The sequence below is a fragment of the Enterococcus sp. AZ048 genome, from assembly GCF_051715125.1.
Classification (GTDB): Bacteria; Bacillota; Bacilli; order Lactobacillales; family Enterococcaceae; genus Enterococcus_A; species Enterococcus_A gilvus.
Genome location: NZ_JBIOTD010000001.1, coordinates 303520 through 324226, shown reverse-complemented (window position 1 = coordinate 324226; position 20707 = coordinate 303520). Strand labels below are relative to the sequence as shown.

Annotated in this window: 15 protein-coding genes; 4 read left to right on the top strand and 11 right to left on the bottom strand. The window is 42.3% G+C overall.

What is annotated here, in order from left to right:
- The first annotated feature begins 2 nt into the window (after positions 1 to 2).
- Together IGI66_RS01785 and IGI66_RS01780 are read left to right on the top strand one after the other, a co-directional pair.
- The gene (locus IGI66_RS01785; protein ID WP_438847234.1) at positions 3 to 908 is read left to right on the top strand and encodes a transketolase; all 906 of its coding nucleotides are present in this window, start codon (positions 3 to 5) and stop codon (positions 906 to 908) included.
- A gap of 24 nt (positions 909 to 932) precedes the next feature.
- Positions 933 to 1922 (top strand): transketolase family protein, encoded by a 990-nt coding sequence (locus IGI66_RS01780; RefSeq protein WP_316406274.1) that lies wholly within the window; start codon positions 933 to 935, stop codon positions 1920 to 1922.
- A gap of 44 nt (positions 1923 to 1966) precedes the next feature.
- Here IGI66_RS01780 and IGI66_RS01775 read toward each other — a convergent pair whose 3' ends face one another.
- Both IGI66_RS01775 and IGI66_RS01770 read right to left on the bottom strand, forming a co-directional pair.
- A complete protein-coding gene (locus tag IGI66_RS01775) occupies positions 1967 to 3007 on the bottom strand; it encodes a 2-hydroxyacid dehydrogenase (RefSeq protein WP_438847232.1) in 1041 nt (346 codons plus the stop codon).
- Between the two features lie 32 nt (positions 3008 to 3039).
- A complete protein-coding gene (locus IGI66_RS01770; protein WP_438849270.1) occupies positions 3040 to 3678 on the bottom strand; it encodes an L-fuculose-phosphate aldolase in 639 nt (212 codons plus the stop codon).
- A 271-nt stretch (positions 3679 to 3949) separates the two neighbouring features.
- On the opposite strand from IGI66_RS01770, the gene IGI66_RS01765 reads away from it, so the two are divergent.
- Entirely contained in the window at positions 3950 to 4957 is a 1008-nt protein-coding gene (locus IGI66_RS01765; RefSeq protein ID WP_438847230.1) for a DUF4947 domain-containing protein, read from the top strand.
- Positions 4947 to 5531 carry a hypothetical protein gene (locus IGI66_RS01760; protein WP_438847228.1) on the top strand — a complete coding sequence of 195 codons (585 nt, stop codon included), beginning with the start codon at positions 4947 to 4949 and terminating at the stop codon, positions 5529 to 5531. Before IGI66_RS01765 ends, IGI66_RS01760 begins: the two co-directional genes overlap by 11 nt.
- Positions 5532 to 5597: 66 nt before the next feature.
- On the opposite strand, the gene IGI66_RS01755 is transcribed toward IGI66_RS01760, so the two are convergent.
- From IGI66_RS01755 to IGI66_RS01715, 9 genes are all read right to left on the bottom strand, one after another.
- Positions 5598 to 7430 carry an ABC transporter ATP-binding protein gene (locus IGI66_RS01755; protein ID WP_114525303.1) on the bottom strand — a complete coding sequence of 611 codons (1833 nt, stop codon included), beginning with the start codon at positions 7428 to 7430 and terminating at the stop codon, positions 5598 to 5600.
- A 14-nt stretch (positions 7431 to 7444) separates the two neighbouring features.
- Positions 7445 to 9826: an ABC transporter ATP-binding protein gene (locus tag IGI66_RS01750; protein WP_010782000.1), complete on the bottom strand. Its 2382-nt coding sequence runs from the start codon at positions 9824 to 9826 to the stop codon at positions 7445 to 7447.
- Positions 9826 to 10272, bottom strand: a complete 447-nt coding sequence (locus IGI66_RS01745) for a MarR family winged helix-turn-helix transcriptional regulator (protein WP_010782001.1) — start codon at positions 10270 to 10272, stop codon at positions 9826 to 9828. Before IGI66_RS01745 ends, IGI66_RS01750 begins: the two co-directional genes overlap by 1 nt.
- 229 nt (positions 10273 to 10501) lie before the next feature.
- Complete coding sequence (locus IGI66_RS01740; protein ID WP_288225788.1) at positions 10502 to 12325, bottom strand: APC family permease; 1824 nt, start codon at positions 12323 to 12325, stop codon at positions 10502 to 10504.
- Positions 12326 to 12586: 261 nt separating this feature from the next.
- The gene (locus tag IGI66_RS01735) at positions 12587 to 15313 is read right to left on the bottom strand and encodes a YhgE/Pip family protein (protein ID WP_438849269.1); all 2727 of its coding nucleotides are present in this window, start codon (positions 15311 to 15313) and stop codon (positions 12587 to 12589) included.
- 163 nt (positions 15314 to 15476) lie between these two features.
- Positions 15477 to 15800, bottom strand: coding sequence for a hypothetical protein (locus IGI66_RS01730; protein ID WP_314577400.1), 324 nt, complete (start codon positions 15798 to 15800; stop codon positions 15477 to 15479).
- Between the two features lies 1 nt (position 15801).
- Entirely contained in the window at positions 15802 to 16734 is a 933-nt protein-coding gene (locus IGI66_RS01725; RefSeq protein ID WP_438847224.1) for an NADP-dependent oxidoreductase, read from the bottom strand.
- 145 nt (positions 16735 to 16879) lie between these two features.
- Positions 16880 to 18760 carry an ABC transporter ATP-binding protein gene (locus IGI66_RS01720; RefSeq protein ID WP_438847222.1) on the bottom strand — a complete coding sequence of 627 codons (1881 nt, stop codon included), beginning with the start codon at positions 18758 to 18760 and terminating at the stop codon, positions 16880 to 16882.
- Positions 18750 to 20489 carry an ABC transporter ATP-binding protein gene (locus IGI66_RS01715; RefSeq protein WP_438847220.1) on the bottom strand — a complete coding sequence of 580 codons (1740 nt, stop codon included), beginning with the start codon at positions 20487 to 20489 and terminating at the stop codon, positions 18750 to 18752. Before IGI66_RS01715 ends, IGI66_RS01720 begins: the two co-directional genes overlap by 11 nt.
- Positions 20490 to 20707: the final 218 nt, after the last annotated feature.

The following is a 20707-nucleotide window of genomic DNA, read 5'->3' as shown; positions in this document are numbered from 1 at the left end:
TCATGGAAAACAATTACACAATCGCTGATGTCGAAATGGCGGCAACAAACATTCGCAAACACGTATTAAAATTGACACTCGAACGAAACGGCTGTTACCTTTCGCAAGCTTGCTCTTCTGCAGAACTTTTCGCTACTTTGTATTTACGTGTTTTACATCTCAGTAAAAGCGAGGCACCACGCTTACCCGAAAAATTTCCAGGAACTCCGTCAAAAGAAAACATGGATTATATTCAGGGGGCAGCCTACCACGGATCATTAAAAGCACCGTATGATCGGTTCTTTATTTCACCTGCACATTATGCAGCTCCTGTTTATGCCGCTTTAATCGAAGCAGACCGTTTAGATGAAGCCGCATTGGAAATGTTCAATCGTGATGGTTATTCCATGGAAATGATTGGAGCAAATCATACACCTGGCTTTGAAAACGCGGCAGGAACACTTGATCAAGCAATCAGTGTCGCTGGCGGCACTGCACATGCTCGGAAATTACGTGGTGAAGAAGGACGCGTCTTTGTCATGATGTCCGATGGAGAAATGGAAGAAGGACAACTATGGGAAGCCATTCAAGCGGCAGCCTTTTATGAACTAGATAATCTTGTTTTATTGGTTGATATCAACGGGCAGCAAGTCGAAGGCGAGACAAAAAAAGTCATGGCCATCGAACCTTTAGAAGATCGGTTCACCGCATTTGGTGCAAAGGCGATCTCAGTGGATGGTCACGATATCCAAGCAATCGAAGAAGCCGCGAAACAGGGCGAAAAAAATAAACCGCTAGTCATCCTTTGTTATACGGACCCCACTCAAGGAATTCCATATTTAAACGAAAGAAGACCTATCCTACATTTCGTCCGTTTAAAACAAGGAGAAGAATTCGAAAAATATGCTAAGTTTTACAACGAAATGTAATCGAAAACGGAAAGGAGTTTTATTATGAAAATTGAATCGAATGTACATTCAAACAATATGATAAAGTTTGCAGAAGAAAATGAAGACGTCTTAGTTTTATCGGCTGATTTAGGTACCTCATGCGAAATAAAGGAATTCCCAAAAGTATTCCCAGAAAAATATTTGTCTATGGGGATTGCTGAACAAAATATGTTGAGTTGGGCGGCTGGTCTGGCGCGCGAAGGATTCCGACCCTTCTTACACACATTTGCCGTTTTCCTCTATCGCAGACCGTTAGACCAATTAGAAATGTCGATTGCCTACCCCAATCTGCCTGTTTCTCTTTTAGGATTCGTGCCAGGGATTACCACACCCGGCGGTGTCACGCATCAGTCGATTGAAGATGTTGGAATTCTGCGTACGATTCCAAACATGACGATTTTTGATTGCGGTGATGCTACGGACGTGGAATCTGCCTTAAATATCTGCAAGGAAGTCAATGGACCCATCTATGTTCGAATGTTACGAGGACAAATCCCCCGTCTGTTCTCTCCAGATAAACCGACGGAATTTAATAAAGGACGCGTGATTTCATCCGGCGATGACGTTGCTTTATTCTCCAGCAGCATTTGTACAGAAGAAGCTATGAGGGCAACACAATGGCTGGAACAAAAAGGGGTCTCCGTTCAGCACGTTCACATCACGACGCTCAAACCCTTTACCGATCCTCTGGTAGTAGAATCAATTAAAAAGGTAAAACACGGGGTAGTTACGATGGAGAATCACGTAACTATCGGAGGATTAGGAACAGCTGTAGGCGAAGTGATGCTGGAGCATCAGTTGCATAAACAATTAATCAAGGTAGGAATCAATGATGAATGGACACACGGTGCATCAAAACCTTATTTACTGAAAAAATATGGTTTAGATGCTGCCTCATTAATTCGAGCTGTTGAGAAAATTTTAGACAAAGATCTTAATTTCAACGAAGAAGAATTGGAGGATATTCGCCTAGAGGACTACGACCGCGTATAAAAAGAAAAACGTTCCTGAGAACTCAATTCTCAGGAACGCTTTTTTTAAATAAGAAACTCGCTTTCCCCAGCTTTCAAATACTCTCGGACTGTCTGCGCTAGCAGAAACGGAGAATTGGGTATTGCGTCAACAGTATCTCCTGCAATGTGTGAAGTGATAATCAGGTTGTCTAACTCTAATAAAGGATCATTCAGCGCCAACGGTTCCTCCCAAATCACATCAATTGCTGCCCCAACAATTTTCTGCTTTTTTAGCACGTCGATAAATGCTGCTTTTACAAGCAATCCCGGACGTGCTGTATTAATTAAATATGCACTGGGTTTCATCATTGCCAATAAATTCTCATCTATTAGATTTTCTGTTTCTGACGTTACACGCATATGCAAAGAAACAATATCCGCTTCTCTAAACAACTCTTCTATTGAAGTAAAATATACATCAAATTCTGATTTCTTCACCTTTTCTTGATCAATAAACGGATCATAAACGATGACCTTCACACCAAGAGCATTCAGACGCTTTGCTACCATTTTTCCGATATGACCCAATCCGACTAATCCAACGACTTGATTAGACAGTGTGGTACGATAGGAGTCATTGGGGAATTTTTTAGCCCAGCGCCCCTTCATAACTTCAGCATGAGAAAGGGCGATATTTCTCGTTACTGTATAAATCAGCCCTATCGTGTAATCCGCTACTGGTTCAGCATTTCGAATCACATGGATGATGGGGATCATTTTCTCTTTTGCAGCAGTTATATCAAGGTGCTCTACACCTCCGCGACAAGTTCCAATTAGCTTTAAATTTTTAGCCGCCTCTACCACCTTACGAGGGATAGGCGCAAGATGAACAAACAGAAAATCTGCATCAGTTATTTCTTCCATGATCTCAGGGGATGTCGCCAACGCTTCCGGCCCTGTTTGTTCAATCAATTTTAAATTTCGTTGAAATTCTTCAGGAGAGTCATCACTGTGCCACTCCAAACAAACAATTTCAACAGGCTCAGGAAGCGCCATCAAAGTAGCCGCCTCTTTTAGGGTATCACTTGAAACAAATGTATCTCCGACAACCACAACTTTAGTCATCTTTCCACTCCTTTGTTAGTACTAAAAACCCTTCACTGACCGTAGCTGGGAAAACGTTCGTGTACTTTTTTCATATCTGATTCGTCTAGTATTACTGGTGAGCCAAATAGCGAAGCACCTATATGCAAACCGGCCAACCGCTCGATTTCTACCGCTACTGAAAATGCTTCTTTTAATGTGAAACCGCCGGTCAGCAGTCCATGATTTGCCAAAAAACAGGCATAACGATCTTCCATCGCTTCAAATGCATACTCTGCCAATTCCTCTGTACCGAACGTGGCATACTTTGAGCAACGAACATCATCGCCACCTGCAACCGCTATCATATAGTTCGATGCTGGAAGACTTTTGCGGCAGGTCGCTAAAATCGAGCTAAATGTCGAATGTGCATGCACCACCGCGCGAATAGTATCACTACGTTTTTGGTAGTTAATCACGTGCATTTGCCATTCACTTGATGGCTTTCTCTTCCCTTCTACGACTTTCCCATCAAGATCCAGTAAAACAATATCCGTTACTGTCATTTCAAAATAATCGATTCCACTTGGCGTAATAGCCATTATTTGCTCGTCAGGGTTATAGATACTGATATTGCCTCCTGTGCCAGTTGTTAAACCAGTTGAAATCAGAAGCTTGCCATACTCCACTAACAATTCTTTCTCTTTCTCCATCATTAAAAACACCTCTTTTTGAAATTTAATTCAACAAAACGAACTTATTCTCTATAATTAAAACTAACACCTTTCTAAATCAGAGTCAAACTTGAACTTATTTTTAAATAAGTAAAAAAATGTTCAATTAGTGGTTTTGTTTTTTATAAAATTATCTTACCGTGCCTTTCCTCCGATAATTGCTCCGTGGTATCATCTAGTAACTACAGCTGTTCAGATTAAAAAATGAGAGAATTTGTTTTGTCGTTTTTCAAAACGAGTAGGGGGAACTATGAAAGGGTTAGTTTGTAAGTATTGCGGCGGCAATCACTTTAATAAAACAAAAAAAGGGTATGAATGCAATTACTGTCACACCGTATATGAACTAGATGAAGAGGAACACCCACAGGAAAAAAACAGGCGTCAAAAAAGACCGCCGATCATTCGGATCACGTTATTGGTCCTCGTTGCCCTGCTGGCACTCACTTCTAGCCTTATTTCTGAACCAAAAAAGGTTCCACGGACAACTAAGCCCCACTCACTCACCTCGTCCGAGTCGAAGCCTCTTGAGAAAAAAGAGTATTCAGCCAATGAATTGAGCAACCCGGAGCGGAATGTCCGAATCGCTGAGCTTTCACTGAATCAAGAAGCCATTGAATTAGCCGAAGCTTCGATTGCTGAATATGGTGGAGAAAAGACCGCTGAGTTTGAACAACGCGTAGCAGCTGCTCAAAAGGATCATGACACATTTAAAAAGGAACGCGTGAAGCAACCACCAAAAGAGGATATGATCATCGAGAACCCGGATTCTGAATTTTCCGTTACAATGTATTACCGCGAAGGAGGCTTTTTTACTGCTTACGGACCGGACTTCGATCAATACTCTAGCCAAGATATTTTAAGGCTTTGGGGGAAGCCCGATGAAATCATCACCGACGCTGAAAAAATCAAACAAAATTTAACGATTTCCTTTGACGAGAATAACAAATCCTCTTCTTATGAGGTTAAAATGATCAGAAAGAGCTGGCAGCAAGGACTTTTAACTTGGCGGGAAGTCCGAGCACTTCTCATTATTGCCTATGATCGTTCTCATGGAAATTATTCCAAACAATTCGTGTATGAAAAGCAGGGAAAGCCGAACGTTTACTTTGAAGGGGATAAAGTAAGCTACGTGACACCTCTCGTGAGATACGTGGCGTTTAATCGCCTCCCGGAAAAATACCCTCGTGCTGGATTAGGAAAATATCCAGATGATTTCCCTGAAAATTATGGATCGGATGGCCGTTATCATGAAAAATAAAGAATGTATGAACTGCGGGAGCAAAACGTTTCATCAGGTGGAAAATGGTTGGAAATGCGATTATTGCGGAACAGTTTATCTGAATCCAAAAAAAACTTCATCTAAACGGCCACCTGTCGACGTCTCCCCACATAAAAAAAATAAGTCGCGAATCATTATAGGCGTTGTTTTTCCCATCATGGCATTACTACTCGGGCTTATATTTTTCAAAGGAAATGAATCGCCGAAACAACCTTATTCGCCAACTTCCCCTGCTACTAGCCAATCCAAACCAGAGAACGGTTTTCCTGGTGGCTGGACCCAAGAGCTTTACGAGGGGGTGGTTGTTGCTACGAAAAATTATGATGCAGACAATGAAAAATATTCATTCGAAAATGGGTCAAACTTTGAAGAACTGGAAAAGCAAGTAGGAAAGCCCGATACTGTCACCAGTTGGGAAAAGGAAGACTATGGAATGCCGCCAAGAGCCAGTGCTACGTGGAACAAATCAAAAGCTGGGGAGTACTCAGGCCATTCCATCACGATCACTTATAACAAAAACACAGGAATGATTACCGATAAAAACCGCTACTAATTTCTTTTATCAAAAAAAAAAGATCAAGCGCGCCCTATCAGGCATGCTTGATCGTTTTTATTCTGTTTATTCCTCAAACTGCGAATTATACAATGCCGCGTAAAGACCATTTTTAGCCAAGAGTTCTTCGTGGCTTCCTTGCTCCTTGATGTCTCCATTTTGCATATAGAGAATCTTGTCTGCATCTTTGATCGTTGATAAACGGTGAGCGATAACGAAGGAGGTTCTGCCCTTCATTAAATTGTTCATCGCTTCTTGGATCAGTCCCTCTGTTCGTGTATCGACAGACGAAGTAGCCTCATCCAGAATCAAGATCGGTTTATCTGCCAAGATCGCACGCGCAATTGTTAATAATTGCTTTTGGCCTTGGGAAATATTGGAGGATTCTTCATTCAACTCCATATCATAGCCGCCAGGAAGCGTCTTGATGAAATGATCCACGTGAGCCGCTTTTGCTGCTGCGTAGACTTCTTCATCCGTTGCATCTAAACGACCGTAACGAAGATTGTCCATGATCGTTCCTTTGAACAACCATGTGTCTTGTAACACCATCCCAATATTTTTACGTAAATCTGCACGATTGAAATCTTTGATGTTATGCCCATCAATCTTGATCGCACCAGAATTGACATCATAGAAACGCATCAATAATTTGACCATGGTTGTTTTCCCGGCCCCTGTTGGACCAACGATCGCAACTGTCTGACCTGGATCGACATGAGACGTAAAGTCTTGGATGACGATTTTGTCAGGTGTATACCCGAATTGAACATGCTCAAAATCAACCATTCCTTTTGCCTTGTCAATTTGGACAGGATTTTCAGCCAGTTGATCTTCTTCCTCTTCAGATAAGAATTCAAAGACTCGTTCAGCCGCTGCAGCCATTGATTGCAGCATATTTGATACTTGGGCCAATTGTGCAATTGGTTGTGTCAAATTACGAACGTATTGAATAAACGCCTGGATATCCCCAACGGTGATCGAACCATTATACGCCATGATCCCGCCGACGATCGCCACGCCAACATACCCTAAGTTACCGACAAAGTTCATGATCGGCTGCATCAATCCAGAAAGAAATTGTGATTTCCATGCTGACTTGAATAATATATCGTTTTGTTCCTTAAATTCAGTCAACGAGTTTTCTTCGTCATTGAATAAACGAACGATGGTGTAGCCGCCAATGGTTTCTTCCACTTTTCCGTTAATCACACCAAGGTATTCTTGTTGTGTCTTGAAGTATTTTTGCGAATTTTTTACAACGATCATGATCAAAATCAGTGAGATTGGTACGATCAAGATCGCCACACCCGTCATCTTCACTGAAATCGAAAGCATCATGACGATAACCCCAATGATCGTGAAGGTTGAAGTGATCAGTTGTGTCAAACTTTGGTTCAAGGATTGTCCGAGCGTATCCACGTCGTTTGTGATGCGAGACAACACTTCACCCGTTGTACGGCTCTCGAAATAATTCATCGGCATCCGATTGATTTTTTCAGAGATTTCTTTTCGCATCCGGTACGTGATCTTTTGCGAGATCGTTGACATGATCCATCCTTGGATGATCCCAAATACAGAAGCTGCCACGTAGAGACCTAGCATGAATAATAGGATACCGCCGATTTTATCAAAATTGATATCGCCCGTTCCTTGATATTTTTTGATTAATCCATTGAATAATTCAGTAATCGCCTTTGATAAGATTTTCGGGCCCCAAATATTAAATATCGTTGAGGCAATCGCGAAAATCATTACAAAGAACACACCGATTTTGTAAGCACCCAGATAAGAGACTAATTTCTTAATGGTTCCTTTGAAATCTTTGGCTTTTTCTACTGGTGCGCCCACAGGTCCATGTCCGCCACCACGAGGGCGATTTTGTTTTTGTTCTGCCATTCTTTTCGCTCCTCCTAATCTGCTTCTTCTATGCCCAATTCAGCATTGCTTAATTGAGACTGTGCAATTTCTTGATACACTTTTGATGATTCCATCAATTCTTCGTGACGTCCCTGTGCAACGACACGTCCTTCATCTAAAACAATGATGTTGTCTGCATGAAGGATCGTTGATATTTTTTGCGCCACAATGATTTGAGTGACACCTTTAATGTTTTCAGCCAATGCTTTTCGCAAAGCAACGTCTGTTTTATTATCAAGTGCTGAGAATGAATCATCGAAAATCAAGATCTTAGGATTTTTAGCAATGGCACGTGCAATAGATAACCGTTGCTTCTGACCACCGGATACGTTTGTTCCGCCTTGAGAAATCTCACGGTCAAAGCCTTTGTCATTTGCATAGATAAATTCATCCGCCTGTGCAATCTCAGCTGCCTTTTTCATTTGTTCGTCTGAAATAGTAGCATCACCAAACTTGATATTTGATGCGATATCGCCTGAGAAAAGTACCCCTTTTTGCGGAACGAATCCCATGATCTCATGCAGCTTGTGCAAACTCATCTGGCGAACATCGACGCCATCAATAGTGATGCGCCCACCTGTTACATCAAATAGACGCGGGATCAAATTGACGATGGTCGATTTACCAGATCCCGTCGAACCAATCAAGGCCGTCGTTTGTCCAGGTTTAGCGATAAAGTTGATATGATGCAACACATCCGCATCCGCATCACCATAGCGGAATTCAACCCCTTCAAATTTCACTTCTCCTTTGAAGTCATGGTCGTCTTCAGGATGTTCAGGGTCTTTGATGGTAGGTTCCGTGTTCAATACTTCGTCGACACGTCCTGCTGCTACATTAGAACGAGGCAAGATGATCGATACCATCGACAGCATCATAAAGGCCATAACGATCTGCATCGTATACGTGATAAAGGCCATCATATCTCCGACTTGCAGTTGACCATTATCCATATTGTGTCCGCCGACCCAAACGATCAGTACAGAAATACCATTCATCAATAGCATCATGATTGGCATCATCAAGGACATCGCCCGGTTTACGAACATTTGTGTGTTCATTAAATTCGTATTCGCTACATCAAAACGGTCTTCTTCGAATTTTTCACGAGAGAAGGCGCGAATAACAGGGAGACCTGTGATGATTTCACGAGAAACCAAGTTAACACGGTCAACTAAGTTTTGCAGAGCTTTAAATTTCGGCATCGTTGTTAACAGCAGTGTTAATACTAGGACTAAAACAGCCCCTACTGCTACACCAACGATCCAGCCCATACCCGTTCCCGTCTTGTAAACTCGATAGATCCCGCCGATTCCGAGAATTGGCGCATACAGAACCATCCGCATGATCATGACGATCCCCATTTGAATCTGTTGAATGTCATTCGTATTACGAGTAATCAATGATGCAGGAGAAAATTTATCCATTTCGTTGTTTGAAAAAGACAACGTCCGTTCATATTGTCCGACACGTAAATTTTTACCGACAGTCGCGGCTACCAATGACGCAATCAGTCCAACGATGATCGCTGCTACCGCAGAGACCAAGGTTAAACCGACCATCTTAGCTCCTGTCTTAATCATATAATCATTTTGGATCGTCTTCGTATTGACATCCAGCGCTTTGTATTCTGCCAATGTCATCTGAATCCCGACAGTCTTCAACGAATCTGCGCCTAAATCGCCTAAACTTTCTTTTGTCGCTTTTCGAGCAGAGTCAACCTTTGCTGGTAATGCCTCATTTTTAGCTTTGATCGCATCTCCAAGTTTCTGTGCCTCCGCACCTTTGGCTTGTGCCTGTTCCGCTAAGCTTTGTGCTTCGGCGCCTTTTGCTGCAGCCGTTGCTCCGTCTGTGGCTGTGGCTGCTGCTTGACCAGCTGCTTGGGCTTGTTCACCTAATGTTTTGGCTTCTTTTCCAAGCGCTTGTGCTTGTGCGGCGTCTTTCGCAATTGCTTGGTAGTCTTCCATGACGCCCTTCGCTTCTTTCGCATTATCGACATCTTTCGATTGAGTCGAAGCGATCATCATCATTGGCAGATTGAAGATATCTGCTAGTTTTTCTTTCGTCATACCTTTTTGAAGATCTAATTTGTAAATGTCGACTTTTTTACCGTCAACGGTTTGAGTTGCTTCTTTATAATTGTCTTGGATCGTCTGCTTCTCTTTTTCGGTCATGAAAATTTCAATTCCTTGAAGCGTAGACTTTCTAATTTTGTCAGGCGTTGATTGTTCTAGTCCTCCTTGTTGGATACCGACGTCGACGATATCTGACGTTAAACTCGGTAAGCTCAAATCACTGGACGCTTGTACGATTAAAAGTAATAACACTGCGATGATTGCATACCAGTATTTGATAAGGTATTTAAAAATTTTCACTATTGATCACTTTCCCCTTCCGCAGATAATTTTTTAGAGTAGTCAACGAACTTAGCCGTCAATTCAAGATACTTCTTGGTATCTTCTTCACCCATCAGCTCAAATACTTGAATGATTTTATTCCGCATCTCTTGCTTTTCCGCTTTTGCTACTTCTTTTCCGCTTTCCGTCAAACTGACATTGATTCGGCGACGGTCATCAGGATCCATCGTCCGACTGATCAAGCCACGCTTTTCAAGGTTACCTAGTACGGCTGCAATGCGTGCGGTGGACAAATTCAATGTATCCGCCAAATGTTTGGGATTAGTGGGTTCGCCTAATCGATCAAGCACTTTAATAACGATATTCGCGCCTTTGCTGCTCTTTTCGATTTTGCTGAATGCACCATGACGATTCTTGACCATCAACTGCATCAGTTCACGCTCCGCTTCTTCCGCGAATGACATAAGACTCCTCCTTCTCTCAATTCATTTCTTATCCATTAATACCTAATAGTGTTAGTAATTAATGCTGTTTGATATTAACTCTATTTGGAATCAAAATCAACCATTTTTACTCAAAAAAATAAATGAATCCGTTTTATTTTTATATTCTTTGATTTTTTATTTATATGTGCCGCAACGTCTTTTTCTGAACACAAAAAAGTGCATCGATTTACCGATGCACTTTTTGTATTTATTTCTTCAAATGATAATTGTACGTACTGATGATAATGTCATCTCGATAAGATAAACGGAAGCGTAAACGCAACGCCGTTTGATTATGCAAGGAACGTTTCCATGTTCGATTCGGAACAAATTCTGGAATTAAGACAGTTGTTGTATAATTATGTTGTTTTGCATTTTTACATACGCGATCGACGTAACGGCTGACCGGATTAACGATCGAACGGTAAGGTGAACGAACAACTGAAAAACGAACATCTGGGAATTTTTCGCGGAATTCTCGGCGAATCTCTTTTTCCTTCTCCTCATTTTCCTCGAGAGAAACATGCATCGCAATGACATAATCCCCAATGGAACGTGCGTAGTTGATGGCGCCGATATTTACCTGCGTGACATTTCCGACTAACACAATAACGGTATTGCCGTCGTATTCATGCAGTTCGACATCGTCTGCCAGCCGCAACTGTTCAGCGACGTTTTTATAATGTCCATGGATTTTATAAAAACCAAATATCAGAATTGGCATAATGATAAAGAAGGGCCAAATATCAGGTAAACGGTACACAAACAAAATCACTACGATCGCAAAGGAGATACAAGCACCAATAATGTTGGCGATTGATTTTCTGATCCAATGGTGCCCTTCTTTATGCCATTTCAAGACCATCCCTGTTTGAGAAAGCGTGAATGGAATAAACACACCTACTGAATACAATGGAATCAAGCGCTCTGTTGACCCTTGGAAAATCAACAATAGCACAATAGACCCTAGAGCCAAGGTAATGATCCCGTTAGAGTACCCTAAACGGTCGCCTCGGTCCTGGTAACGGTGCGGCAGGAACTTGTCCTTCGCTAAGTTGTACGCCAAGACAGGAAAGGCTGAGAAGCCTGTATTGGCTGCCACAGCTAAAATCAGGGCTGTCACAAATTGCAGCACATAATACATGATCCCTTTACCAAAGACAGCTTCACCGACTTGTGATAAGACGGTTACTTCAGCCGTTGGTACGATCCCGAACCAATAGTTCAAAAACGTGATCCCAGTGAAGAAGAACCCCAAAATTAGTCCCATCATAGCTAATGTACCAGCCGCATTTTTCGCACGTGGTTTTTTAAAGAACGGCACCGCATTGCTGATCGCTTCAACACCAGTCAACGAAGAAGAACCAGAAGAAAAGGCTCTTAACAAGAGGGCCATTGAGATCCCCGGTACGACAGCTCCAACCTGAGCAGTCGAGTGAAGAGGTGCAGCCCCTGTAACAATTTTGAATAATCCTACAATAATCAGAATTGTAATAACCGCGATGAAGCTGTACACCGGCGTCATCAACAGGCCGGCACTTTCACGCAGGCCACGTAAGTTCATCAGCATCAATAATAAAACTATAATGACAGAAATCAAGACGCGATGATGATACAACGCTGGAATTGCCGAAGCAATCGCCTCAGCACCCGCTGATACGGATACAGCAACTGTCAGCATATAATCGACCAGAAGCGAGCCTCCAGCGATCAAGCCGGCATTCTTCCCTAAATTCTCACTACTGACGACATAGGCGCCGCCTCCATGAGGATAAGCATGAATAATTTGACGATAAGATAAAATCAATGATGCTAATAAAATCAGTACCACAAATGCGATTGGCAATGAATACCAAATCGCCGCTGCAGAAAGGGTAACCAAAACGACTACAATCTGTTCTGTCCCGTACGCAACAGAGGATAACGCATCTGATGAGAGCATCGCCAAAGCCGCAAAACGAGATAAATTTTGATCATCATTTTCAGAAGACTTCAGTGGCCGACCAACCAGCAAGCGCTTAAGATAATCCACTAGACTCACTCCTTGTTCCTATTAATGTATTTTTTCAAGATATTATTGTCTTTTGCATGCACCGATTTCCCAATCGAAAAAAATGGAAAAAGATCTTCTTTTATTCGCTATAAACGCCCTTAAAAAAAATGCAAACAAGCGAAATATTACTCGCACTCCAACCAAATGTCAATGACTTTTTTCAACGACTTTTCGTACCCTTAGTAAAACACGAAAACAGGCAAAACAACAGTAATACGCTGTTGTCTCACCTGTTCATTTTTAATGGAAGATTTTACTTTCATGAGCGACTTTCGTCAGCTTCGTCAAATGCGGTTGCAGCACTGGATATGCCCATGTTCCTAAAATACCGAACACTACGAATAATCCGATCATAATAAGAATATCTCCTGTCGCATTTGGCCAATAGATCCCGCCCGCACTCTCGCGTAACAAGTTGACCGCGTGAGTGAACGGCAACCACGGATTGACTGCCTGGAAGAACTTCCCTGATACTTGAATCGGGTAATTCCCCCCGCCTCCGGAAATGGAGAGGACCAGGATAATAATCGCGATCCCCTTACCGACTGTGCCGAACAATCCGACGAGTGTATAGACGATCATCATGAAGGCTAAAGCCACTAGCACCGCAAAAAGCACACTGTACACGGGGTTCTTGACATAAACACCTAATAAGAACATATTTCCTAGCGTTACAATCAACGCTTGCCCAATGCTTACGACTAAATAAGTCAGCATACGAGCACCAAATTGTTCACGTTTCGTGTATTTGCCGCGGTCCTTTTTGTCTAAGAAAAATTCTGTGGTCGTAACACTTGAGAATAATACTGCGCCCACCCATAAACACAAAGCGGTATAGAATGGGGTACTGGCAGAACCGTTATTCTCGATTGGATACATTGTATTGGTTTGCAGATCTACCGGTGTCGTAAAGAAATCACTCTCTTTTTGCGCGTCCAGCTTCAACAATTTCAAGACTTGACCAAAGTCGATCGTTTGATCCCCTTGTTGGATTGCATTGGCAGCTTTTTGAATTCCTGCACGCAAGGATGGGTAATCATTTTTGATCAAATCTGTCGCAAGGTTCAGAGCACTTTCTACCTCAGGCATTTTATCATTCGCTACTTTTAATCCGCCTGTTAGATCGCTTTTCACACCCGGCCAATCATTTTGCATAAAGTCCGCAGCCAACCCTAATTTCTGTTCGACAACGGGCAATTCATTGTTGTAAAGATCTACGCCGGTATTGATACCATTAACGATATCGTTCATATGACCATTTAATAGTACGTTTGCATCATGTACTTCTTGACCAATTGCTGGCAATTGTTTTTGATATTTCTCTAAGAAGGTAATGGCATTGCTGACAGTTCCTTCAGTAGAGTTCAGCAGAGAAGCAAAATCGATTTGCTGTGCTTGATTCAAAACGCCTTGCGCAGTAGTAATCGTCGCTATCAATTTATCAAGGATCGTGCTGACCGTCTGTCCGACTTGTTCTGGGTTGATACTGCCGACTGCGGAAGCGACATTATTCGCTGCATCCTGAACTTGCTGTAAGAAATTTTTTGCTTGTTCAATATTTCCACTTTGAATGGCATTGTTTAAGTCTCCCAAACGACCGTTCAAATTATCTAGAGCTTGTTTAGCGTTTGTTAGCAAGGTTAAAATGTTTGCAAGTTTTTGACTCGCATCTGTGTCACCATTTTTATCTGCTAAGTCTTTCATATTTTGAATTAAATTTGCAACTGAATCAATTGCTGTCTGCTGATCTTTATTTCCTTGAATGAGGCTATTAATCAGTTTGCCTAAATTATCTTTTTCTTCTTGATTCAACTGATTATCTTCCAATGCAGTTTGGATCGAAGCAGCTAGGGAATCTGTCGTTTTAGCAACTTCCCCAATCGACTCCAGCGTCACTTGAACACTGCTTGAGATACTTGGAACAGCTGTCTTCAATTTTTCAGCACCGTCTTTTGTCGTTGAGGCTAAATCGTTCGCTTGATTGCCTAGTTTTTGAATGTCTGGAAGAATCGTTTGAACTTGCTGGATGATCGTTAACCCTTGCTTGGCTTCGTTGATGCCGTCATTCAGCGTTTTTTCGATTTGGGCAAAGTCACTATCCACTTGCGCCAATTGATTTCCCGCCTGTTGAATCTCTGGTATTTTTTGCTGCAAGGTTAAAATCACACTTGCCTGTTGTTTGATCTCAGGCATTTTTTGATTCAATGCGATCAATTTTTGGCCCATTTCGTCAACTTGCGGCAAGTATGCCTGCAATTCATTGGCTTTTGCCAGCTTGTCCTTTAATTCCGGTAATTTCCCTTGAACTTCAACTACTTCTTGTGTGTATTTATCGATTTCGCCCAAATTATCATTGGTTGTCAAAATCAGATTTTTTACTTTATTAATGCTGACTAAATTTTCATCAATGTTGTAGCCAATCTCATTAAAGACCTTTAACAATGTTGAACTAGCCGTTTTGATAAATTCTTGACTGATTTCTTGCTGGATCGAGCCAGCTCCCTTGTCGGTAATTTTCGGTGCGATCGCATTGATTTTTTGGTTCAAATAATATTCGATCTTCGGCTTTTGTATATCTCCGGTAGTAAAACTCAGCAGATCTTTGGAAAATTCTTTTGGTAAATAGATCCCCGCGTAATACTTGCCAGACCGGACACCGTCCACCACTTCTTTTTTTGAATCGACAAAACGCCAACCAAGTTGCTTGTTCTCATGAAGATTTTTGATGACTTCATTCCCGATTTCTACATCCTTGTCTTGGAATTTTGCTCCAGCATCCGCACTGTATACGGCGATTGGAAGCTCCCCAGTATTGGAATACGGGTCCCAAAGTGCCTTGATATTAAACCAGGCATACAATGATGGAATGATGATTAATGCTGCCATTAACAAAACAGCGATCGGGTTTTTAAAAATTCGACGCCAGTCTAATAAAAAAAGACGCCACGTATGTTTAAGAGATTGAATAACTTTCATTGATTTCACCTACTATTTTTTCTCGCTGAACTAATGTAGCATGGAATTTCGGCTAATTTCAATTCTAGTGAGTGCCTGAAATCACCTTTTTTGACATTCCTAACGATTTGTCATAATTGTATCCCTTTTCAACAGCGAAATACTAAAGAAATGCTTAAAGACTAAGGTTTTTAATCTTTATGAAACGGTCTAAAAGCTGATCTGTCAGCTCTTCGATCTTCTCGCCGTCGCCCGTTTCTTTGGATAAATTTAAGATTGGGTTTGTTTCTAAATCTCGTAGACGGACTGGTTGGACTTGATTTCCTTCTTGGCGCAAGGTCACCTGCGGATGAGGCAGCTTGTCACCACAAGGTCCAGCCGTTAAATACGCCAGCTGATACTCCCCGCCCTCTACTGTGCGCAACCGATAATAACCATCGGCTAAGTCTTCCGTTCCCTCAAAATTTGCTGTTACTAACAGCCATTTTTGTTGATCCATATCATTCCATCCTTTTAATAATGATTTTTCCTGCTGCGGGATGCCCCTCAACGGTTTCATGCGCTGCGATCACATTGGCTAAATCGAATTGACGTACCTCCGCAATCGGCACATGAATTTCATCTGAAAGTTCTGTCAATGCAGTTAACGCTTCGGCATCTGAATAGTCTTTGGATGGACCGAAAGCAACATAGTTTCCAGCTTTCTTCTGCTCTTTTGGCAACTCGTTCAGCCCTACGAAGTTTCCTCCAGCCTTCATGATTTTCATTCCTGCCTCACTGGCACGTCCACCTTTAGTGGCATCAATTACTGTATCTGCCATGTCAGCAAATACCTCTCCTGCATCCACTTCATCGTAAGCAGCGAATTGATCCGCACCTAGCTGACGTACAAGTGCTTCATTTTGTTTAGAGGCAGAAGTTAAGACCCTCTTTCCTTGATGTTTTAAGAATTGAACCAGCAATGAGCCTACTGCACCAGAGGCACCTTGAACCATTACTGTCTCGCCAATCCGATCCTTCAATAAATGAGTAGTCAGATTATACGTTGTCAGCCAAGGTGTCACTGCACCAGCCGCAGCTTCCCAAGTCATTGATGCGGGCTTCTTCACTACTTTTTTACCAGGAACGACAATTTCTTCCCCGTAAGTACCACTGACTGCATGAACGATCACTTCGTCACCCACAGTTACATGCGTGACCGCGTCGCCCACTTCTGTCACGATGCCTGCCCCATCATTTCCTAAAACGTAAGGAAATTTCACGGTTTGAAACGCACGCATCGCACCTTGCCGAAGCGCGATATCATAAGGGTTGATCGCAAATGCTTGTATTTCTACACGAACATGGGTCGCATCGACGGTTCGGGGCTCTGCTTCGATCGTGATCATTACATCCTTCGCTACCCCGTAGTCTTTTATCGCAAAACGCTTCATTATATACACCCTCTCTAAAAAATCTCTCTTTCCATTTTAGCGGTATACACCGATTTGTACCAATCATATCCATTTAAAAGAGATATTTTTTTCGATAAAAAAAAGCGCGACTTGCAAATGCAAGTCACACTTCCGAAAAAAGTCACTAATCTAGTTCCACTTTTCCTGTGTACAATTGGTAATACATGCCGCCTTCTGCCAGTAGACTGTTATGGTCTCCTCGTTCAATGATTCGTCCATGATCCATCACCATGATGACATCCGAATTTTGGATCGTCGACAAGCGATGGGCAATCACGAATACTGTGCGGCCTTCCATTAAACGATCCATGCCTGATTGCACGATGCTTTCTGTTCGAGTATCGATACTTGACGTCGCTTCGTCCATGATCATTACTGGCGGGTCAGCGATGGCTGCACGGGCAATGGCTAGCAACTGCCGTTGTCCCTGTGACAATCCTTCGCCATCACCAGTGATGACCGTTTCATATTTCTCTGGTAAATGCTGAATAAATGTATCAGCATTGGACAGTCTTGCTGCTTGATAGACCTCTTCATCCGTTGCTCTCAGATTTCCATAACGAATATTCTCTTTCACGGTCCCTGTGAATAGGTGCGTGTCTTGGAGTACGATCCCTAACGAAGCGCGTAAAGAATTCTTTTTGATTTTCTTCACATTCACACCATCGTAGCGGATTTTTCCTTCTTGAATATCATAAAAACGATTGATCAGATTTGTAATCGTCGTTTTACCTGCACCTGTCGCGCCTACAAAGGCCACCTTCTGCCCTGGATCAGCGTAAAGATTAATGTCATGCAAAACTAAATGATTATCTGTATAGCCAAAGTTAACATCCTCAAAGCGGACATCTCCTGTCAAACGAACATAAGAAATCGTTCCATCCTCATGAGGATGTTTCCATGCCCAGATTCCTGTTCGTTCCGCAGTTTCGACGAATTCTCCATCCACTTCTTTGACATTTACCAATGTAACGTACCCGTCATCCACTTCTGGTTTTTCATCTAGCAATTGGAAGATTCGATCTGCACCCGCTAATGCCATAATAACGAAATTAATTTGTTGCGAAATTTGACTGATCGGGCCATTTAGCGAGCGGCTTAATTGTAAGAAAGAAGCAATCATTCCGACTGTCAATGCAGAAACACCATAAACCGCAAACAGCCCGCCGATGATCGCAACTAATACATATTGAATGTTCAAAAGGTTCATCATGATCGGCATCAAAGTATTCGCCGTCGCGTTGGCCTTAGCTGCACTTTCCTGCAACTGGTCATTGATCACATCAAATTCTTCCATCGCTTTTTCTTCATGATTGAAGACTTTTACTACTTTTTGTCCGTGCATCATCTCTTCAATGTAGCCGTTGACTCGCCCAAGCGAACGTTGCTGTTCCCCGAAATAACGTCCGCTGCGGTTGGTAATGAAGCGCAACATCACAAACATCAAAGAAACAGAAACAATTACAAAACACGTCAAAGGAATACTTAATGAGAACATAGCGATAAAGACCGAGATGAAGGTCACGAGCGCCATCATCAAATTCGGGATACTTTGTGAGATCATCTGTCGTAAGGTGTCCGTATCATTGGTAAAATGACTCATGATATCGCCATCAGCATTTGAATCAAAATATTTGAGGGGCAGCGTTTCTAAATGCTCAAACATCTGATCACGAATTTTTTTCTGAGTTCCTTCTGATACCTTTACCATAATCAGATTATACGAGAGTGTTCCTATGATCCCCACGACATAAATCAATGCCATCGTTGAAATTGCTTTTAACAACCCGCTGAAATCTGGATTGTTCTGACCAACTAGCGGCGTGATATAATCATCGATCACGACTTGCAGGAACAACGAGCCGCGAACATTGGCAAAGGCACTCAGCAAGATCATAAAAAAGACGATCACTAACTGTGTTTTATGTTCCTTTGCCATGATTTTCAGCAGACGTTTGATGGTTTTTACAGAACCGGATTTGGGTGCTGGTCGTTTATTCATCATGATCACCAAACCCTTTCTGTTGCGAATTGAAGACTTCCTGATAGATCACATTGCTTTCCATCAATTCTTCGTGTGTGCCGATACCGTTGATCTTCCCATCATCGAGAACAACGATGCGGTCGGTATCTTGGATCGAACTGATTCGCTGAGAAATGATGAAAGTTGTCGTCCCAGGAATTTCCTTGGCTAAGCCTTCACGAATCGCACGGTCTGTTTTTGTATCCACCGCACTCGTTGAATCATCCAAAATCAGAATTTTCGGTTTTTTCAGCAATGCTCGCGCGATCGTCAAGCGTTGCTTTTGCCCGCCGGAAACATTGTTCCCGCCTTCTGAGATCATCGTGTCATACTTATTTGGAAACTCTTGGATGAATGAATCTGCTTGAGCGATCGTCGCAGCACGAACGACTTCTTCTTCAGTGGCGCGCGCATCTCCCCAACGCAGATTATCGGTGATCGTCCCGCTGAACAGAACATTGTTTTGCAGAACCATTCCGACTTGATCTCGAAGTGTCTCCAAATCATAACTGCGTACATCATGCCCGCCGACCTTGATTTCCCCGTGGGTGACATCATACAGTCGAGGAATCAACTGAACCAAACTAGATTTCGAACTGCCGGTTCCCCCGACGATCCCAATCACTTCACCAGAAGCAATGGTCAAATCAATGTTCTCCAGCACTAATTTATTCATATCATCTTTGTAGCTAAAACAAACGTCGTTAAATTCCACCGAACCATCCGGTACTTCAGTTAACGGCTGGTCCCCATTTTTCAAATCACTTTCTTCACTCAAGACTTCTGTGATTCGCTCAGCAGAGGTACGAGCAATCATCAATTGCACAAATGTCATAGACATCATCATTAAACTCATTAAGATCTGCATTGTGTAGTTGAACATGCTGACCAATTCACCCGTCGTTAAATTCCCTTTGTCTACGATCAATTCAGCACCCAACCAAGACAACAGCAGCATACAGGTATACACTGCGATCTGTAAAAGCGGCATATTAAATGCCACGATCCGTTGCGCTTTCGTGAAATTATCATAGACCTTCTTTGATACTTGGCTGAACTTTTCTTCTTCATGCTCTTCCCTGACGTAGGACTTCACGACCCGAATCCCTTGAAGATTTTCTTGCACGACATTGTTCAAACGGTCGTATGTCCGAAAAACCTTTTCAAATAATGGATGGGCAAAACGAATGATCAAGCCCAGCCCCACGATCATGATCGGCACAATCACCAAATAAATCATGGACAGTTCTCGGTTGATATGGAACGTCATCACCAACGAAAAAATTAAAATCAGGGGCGAACGAACCAAGATTCGGATCACCATTTGATACGCATTTTGTACATTGGTCACATCCGTCGTCAAACGAGTGATCAAACTCGAACTTGAAAAACGATCAATGTTTGAAAAAGAAAAACTCTGAATGCGTTCGAATAAATTATGGCGCAGATTTTTCGCAAAACCAGCTGAAGCAATCGCCGCTGTTCGCCCGCCCAAAGTTCCCATTGCTAAGGCAACTAGCGCGCACAAAAAAAGCAAACCGCCATAGCGCAGGATCGTATTCGAATCACTTTTTTCGATTCCATTATCGATCAATCCCGCCATGATCAAGGGCATGATCACGTCCATCAATACTTCCCCCATTGTAAATAGAGGCGTTTGCAAACTTTGCTTTTTATATTCACCGACATTTGCCAGTAATTTTTTTAACACGTACTCACGTCCTTTCATTAACAATTGCTTACTATAGTATAGAGAGTTTTGCTCAAAAATTCTAATAAATCATCTCTTTTCTCATAAAAAAGAACCCTCCCGCTTTTAGGAAGATTCTTTCTGCCTGCTAAATGGTCATCTCTCGTTACGATCACTCACCTGCCACGTTCGTTGTTCGTCAAAATAACGCGCCTCTGCCCGTGCCAGATCTACTATTT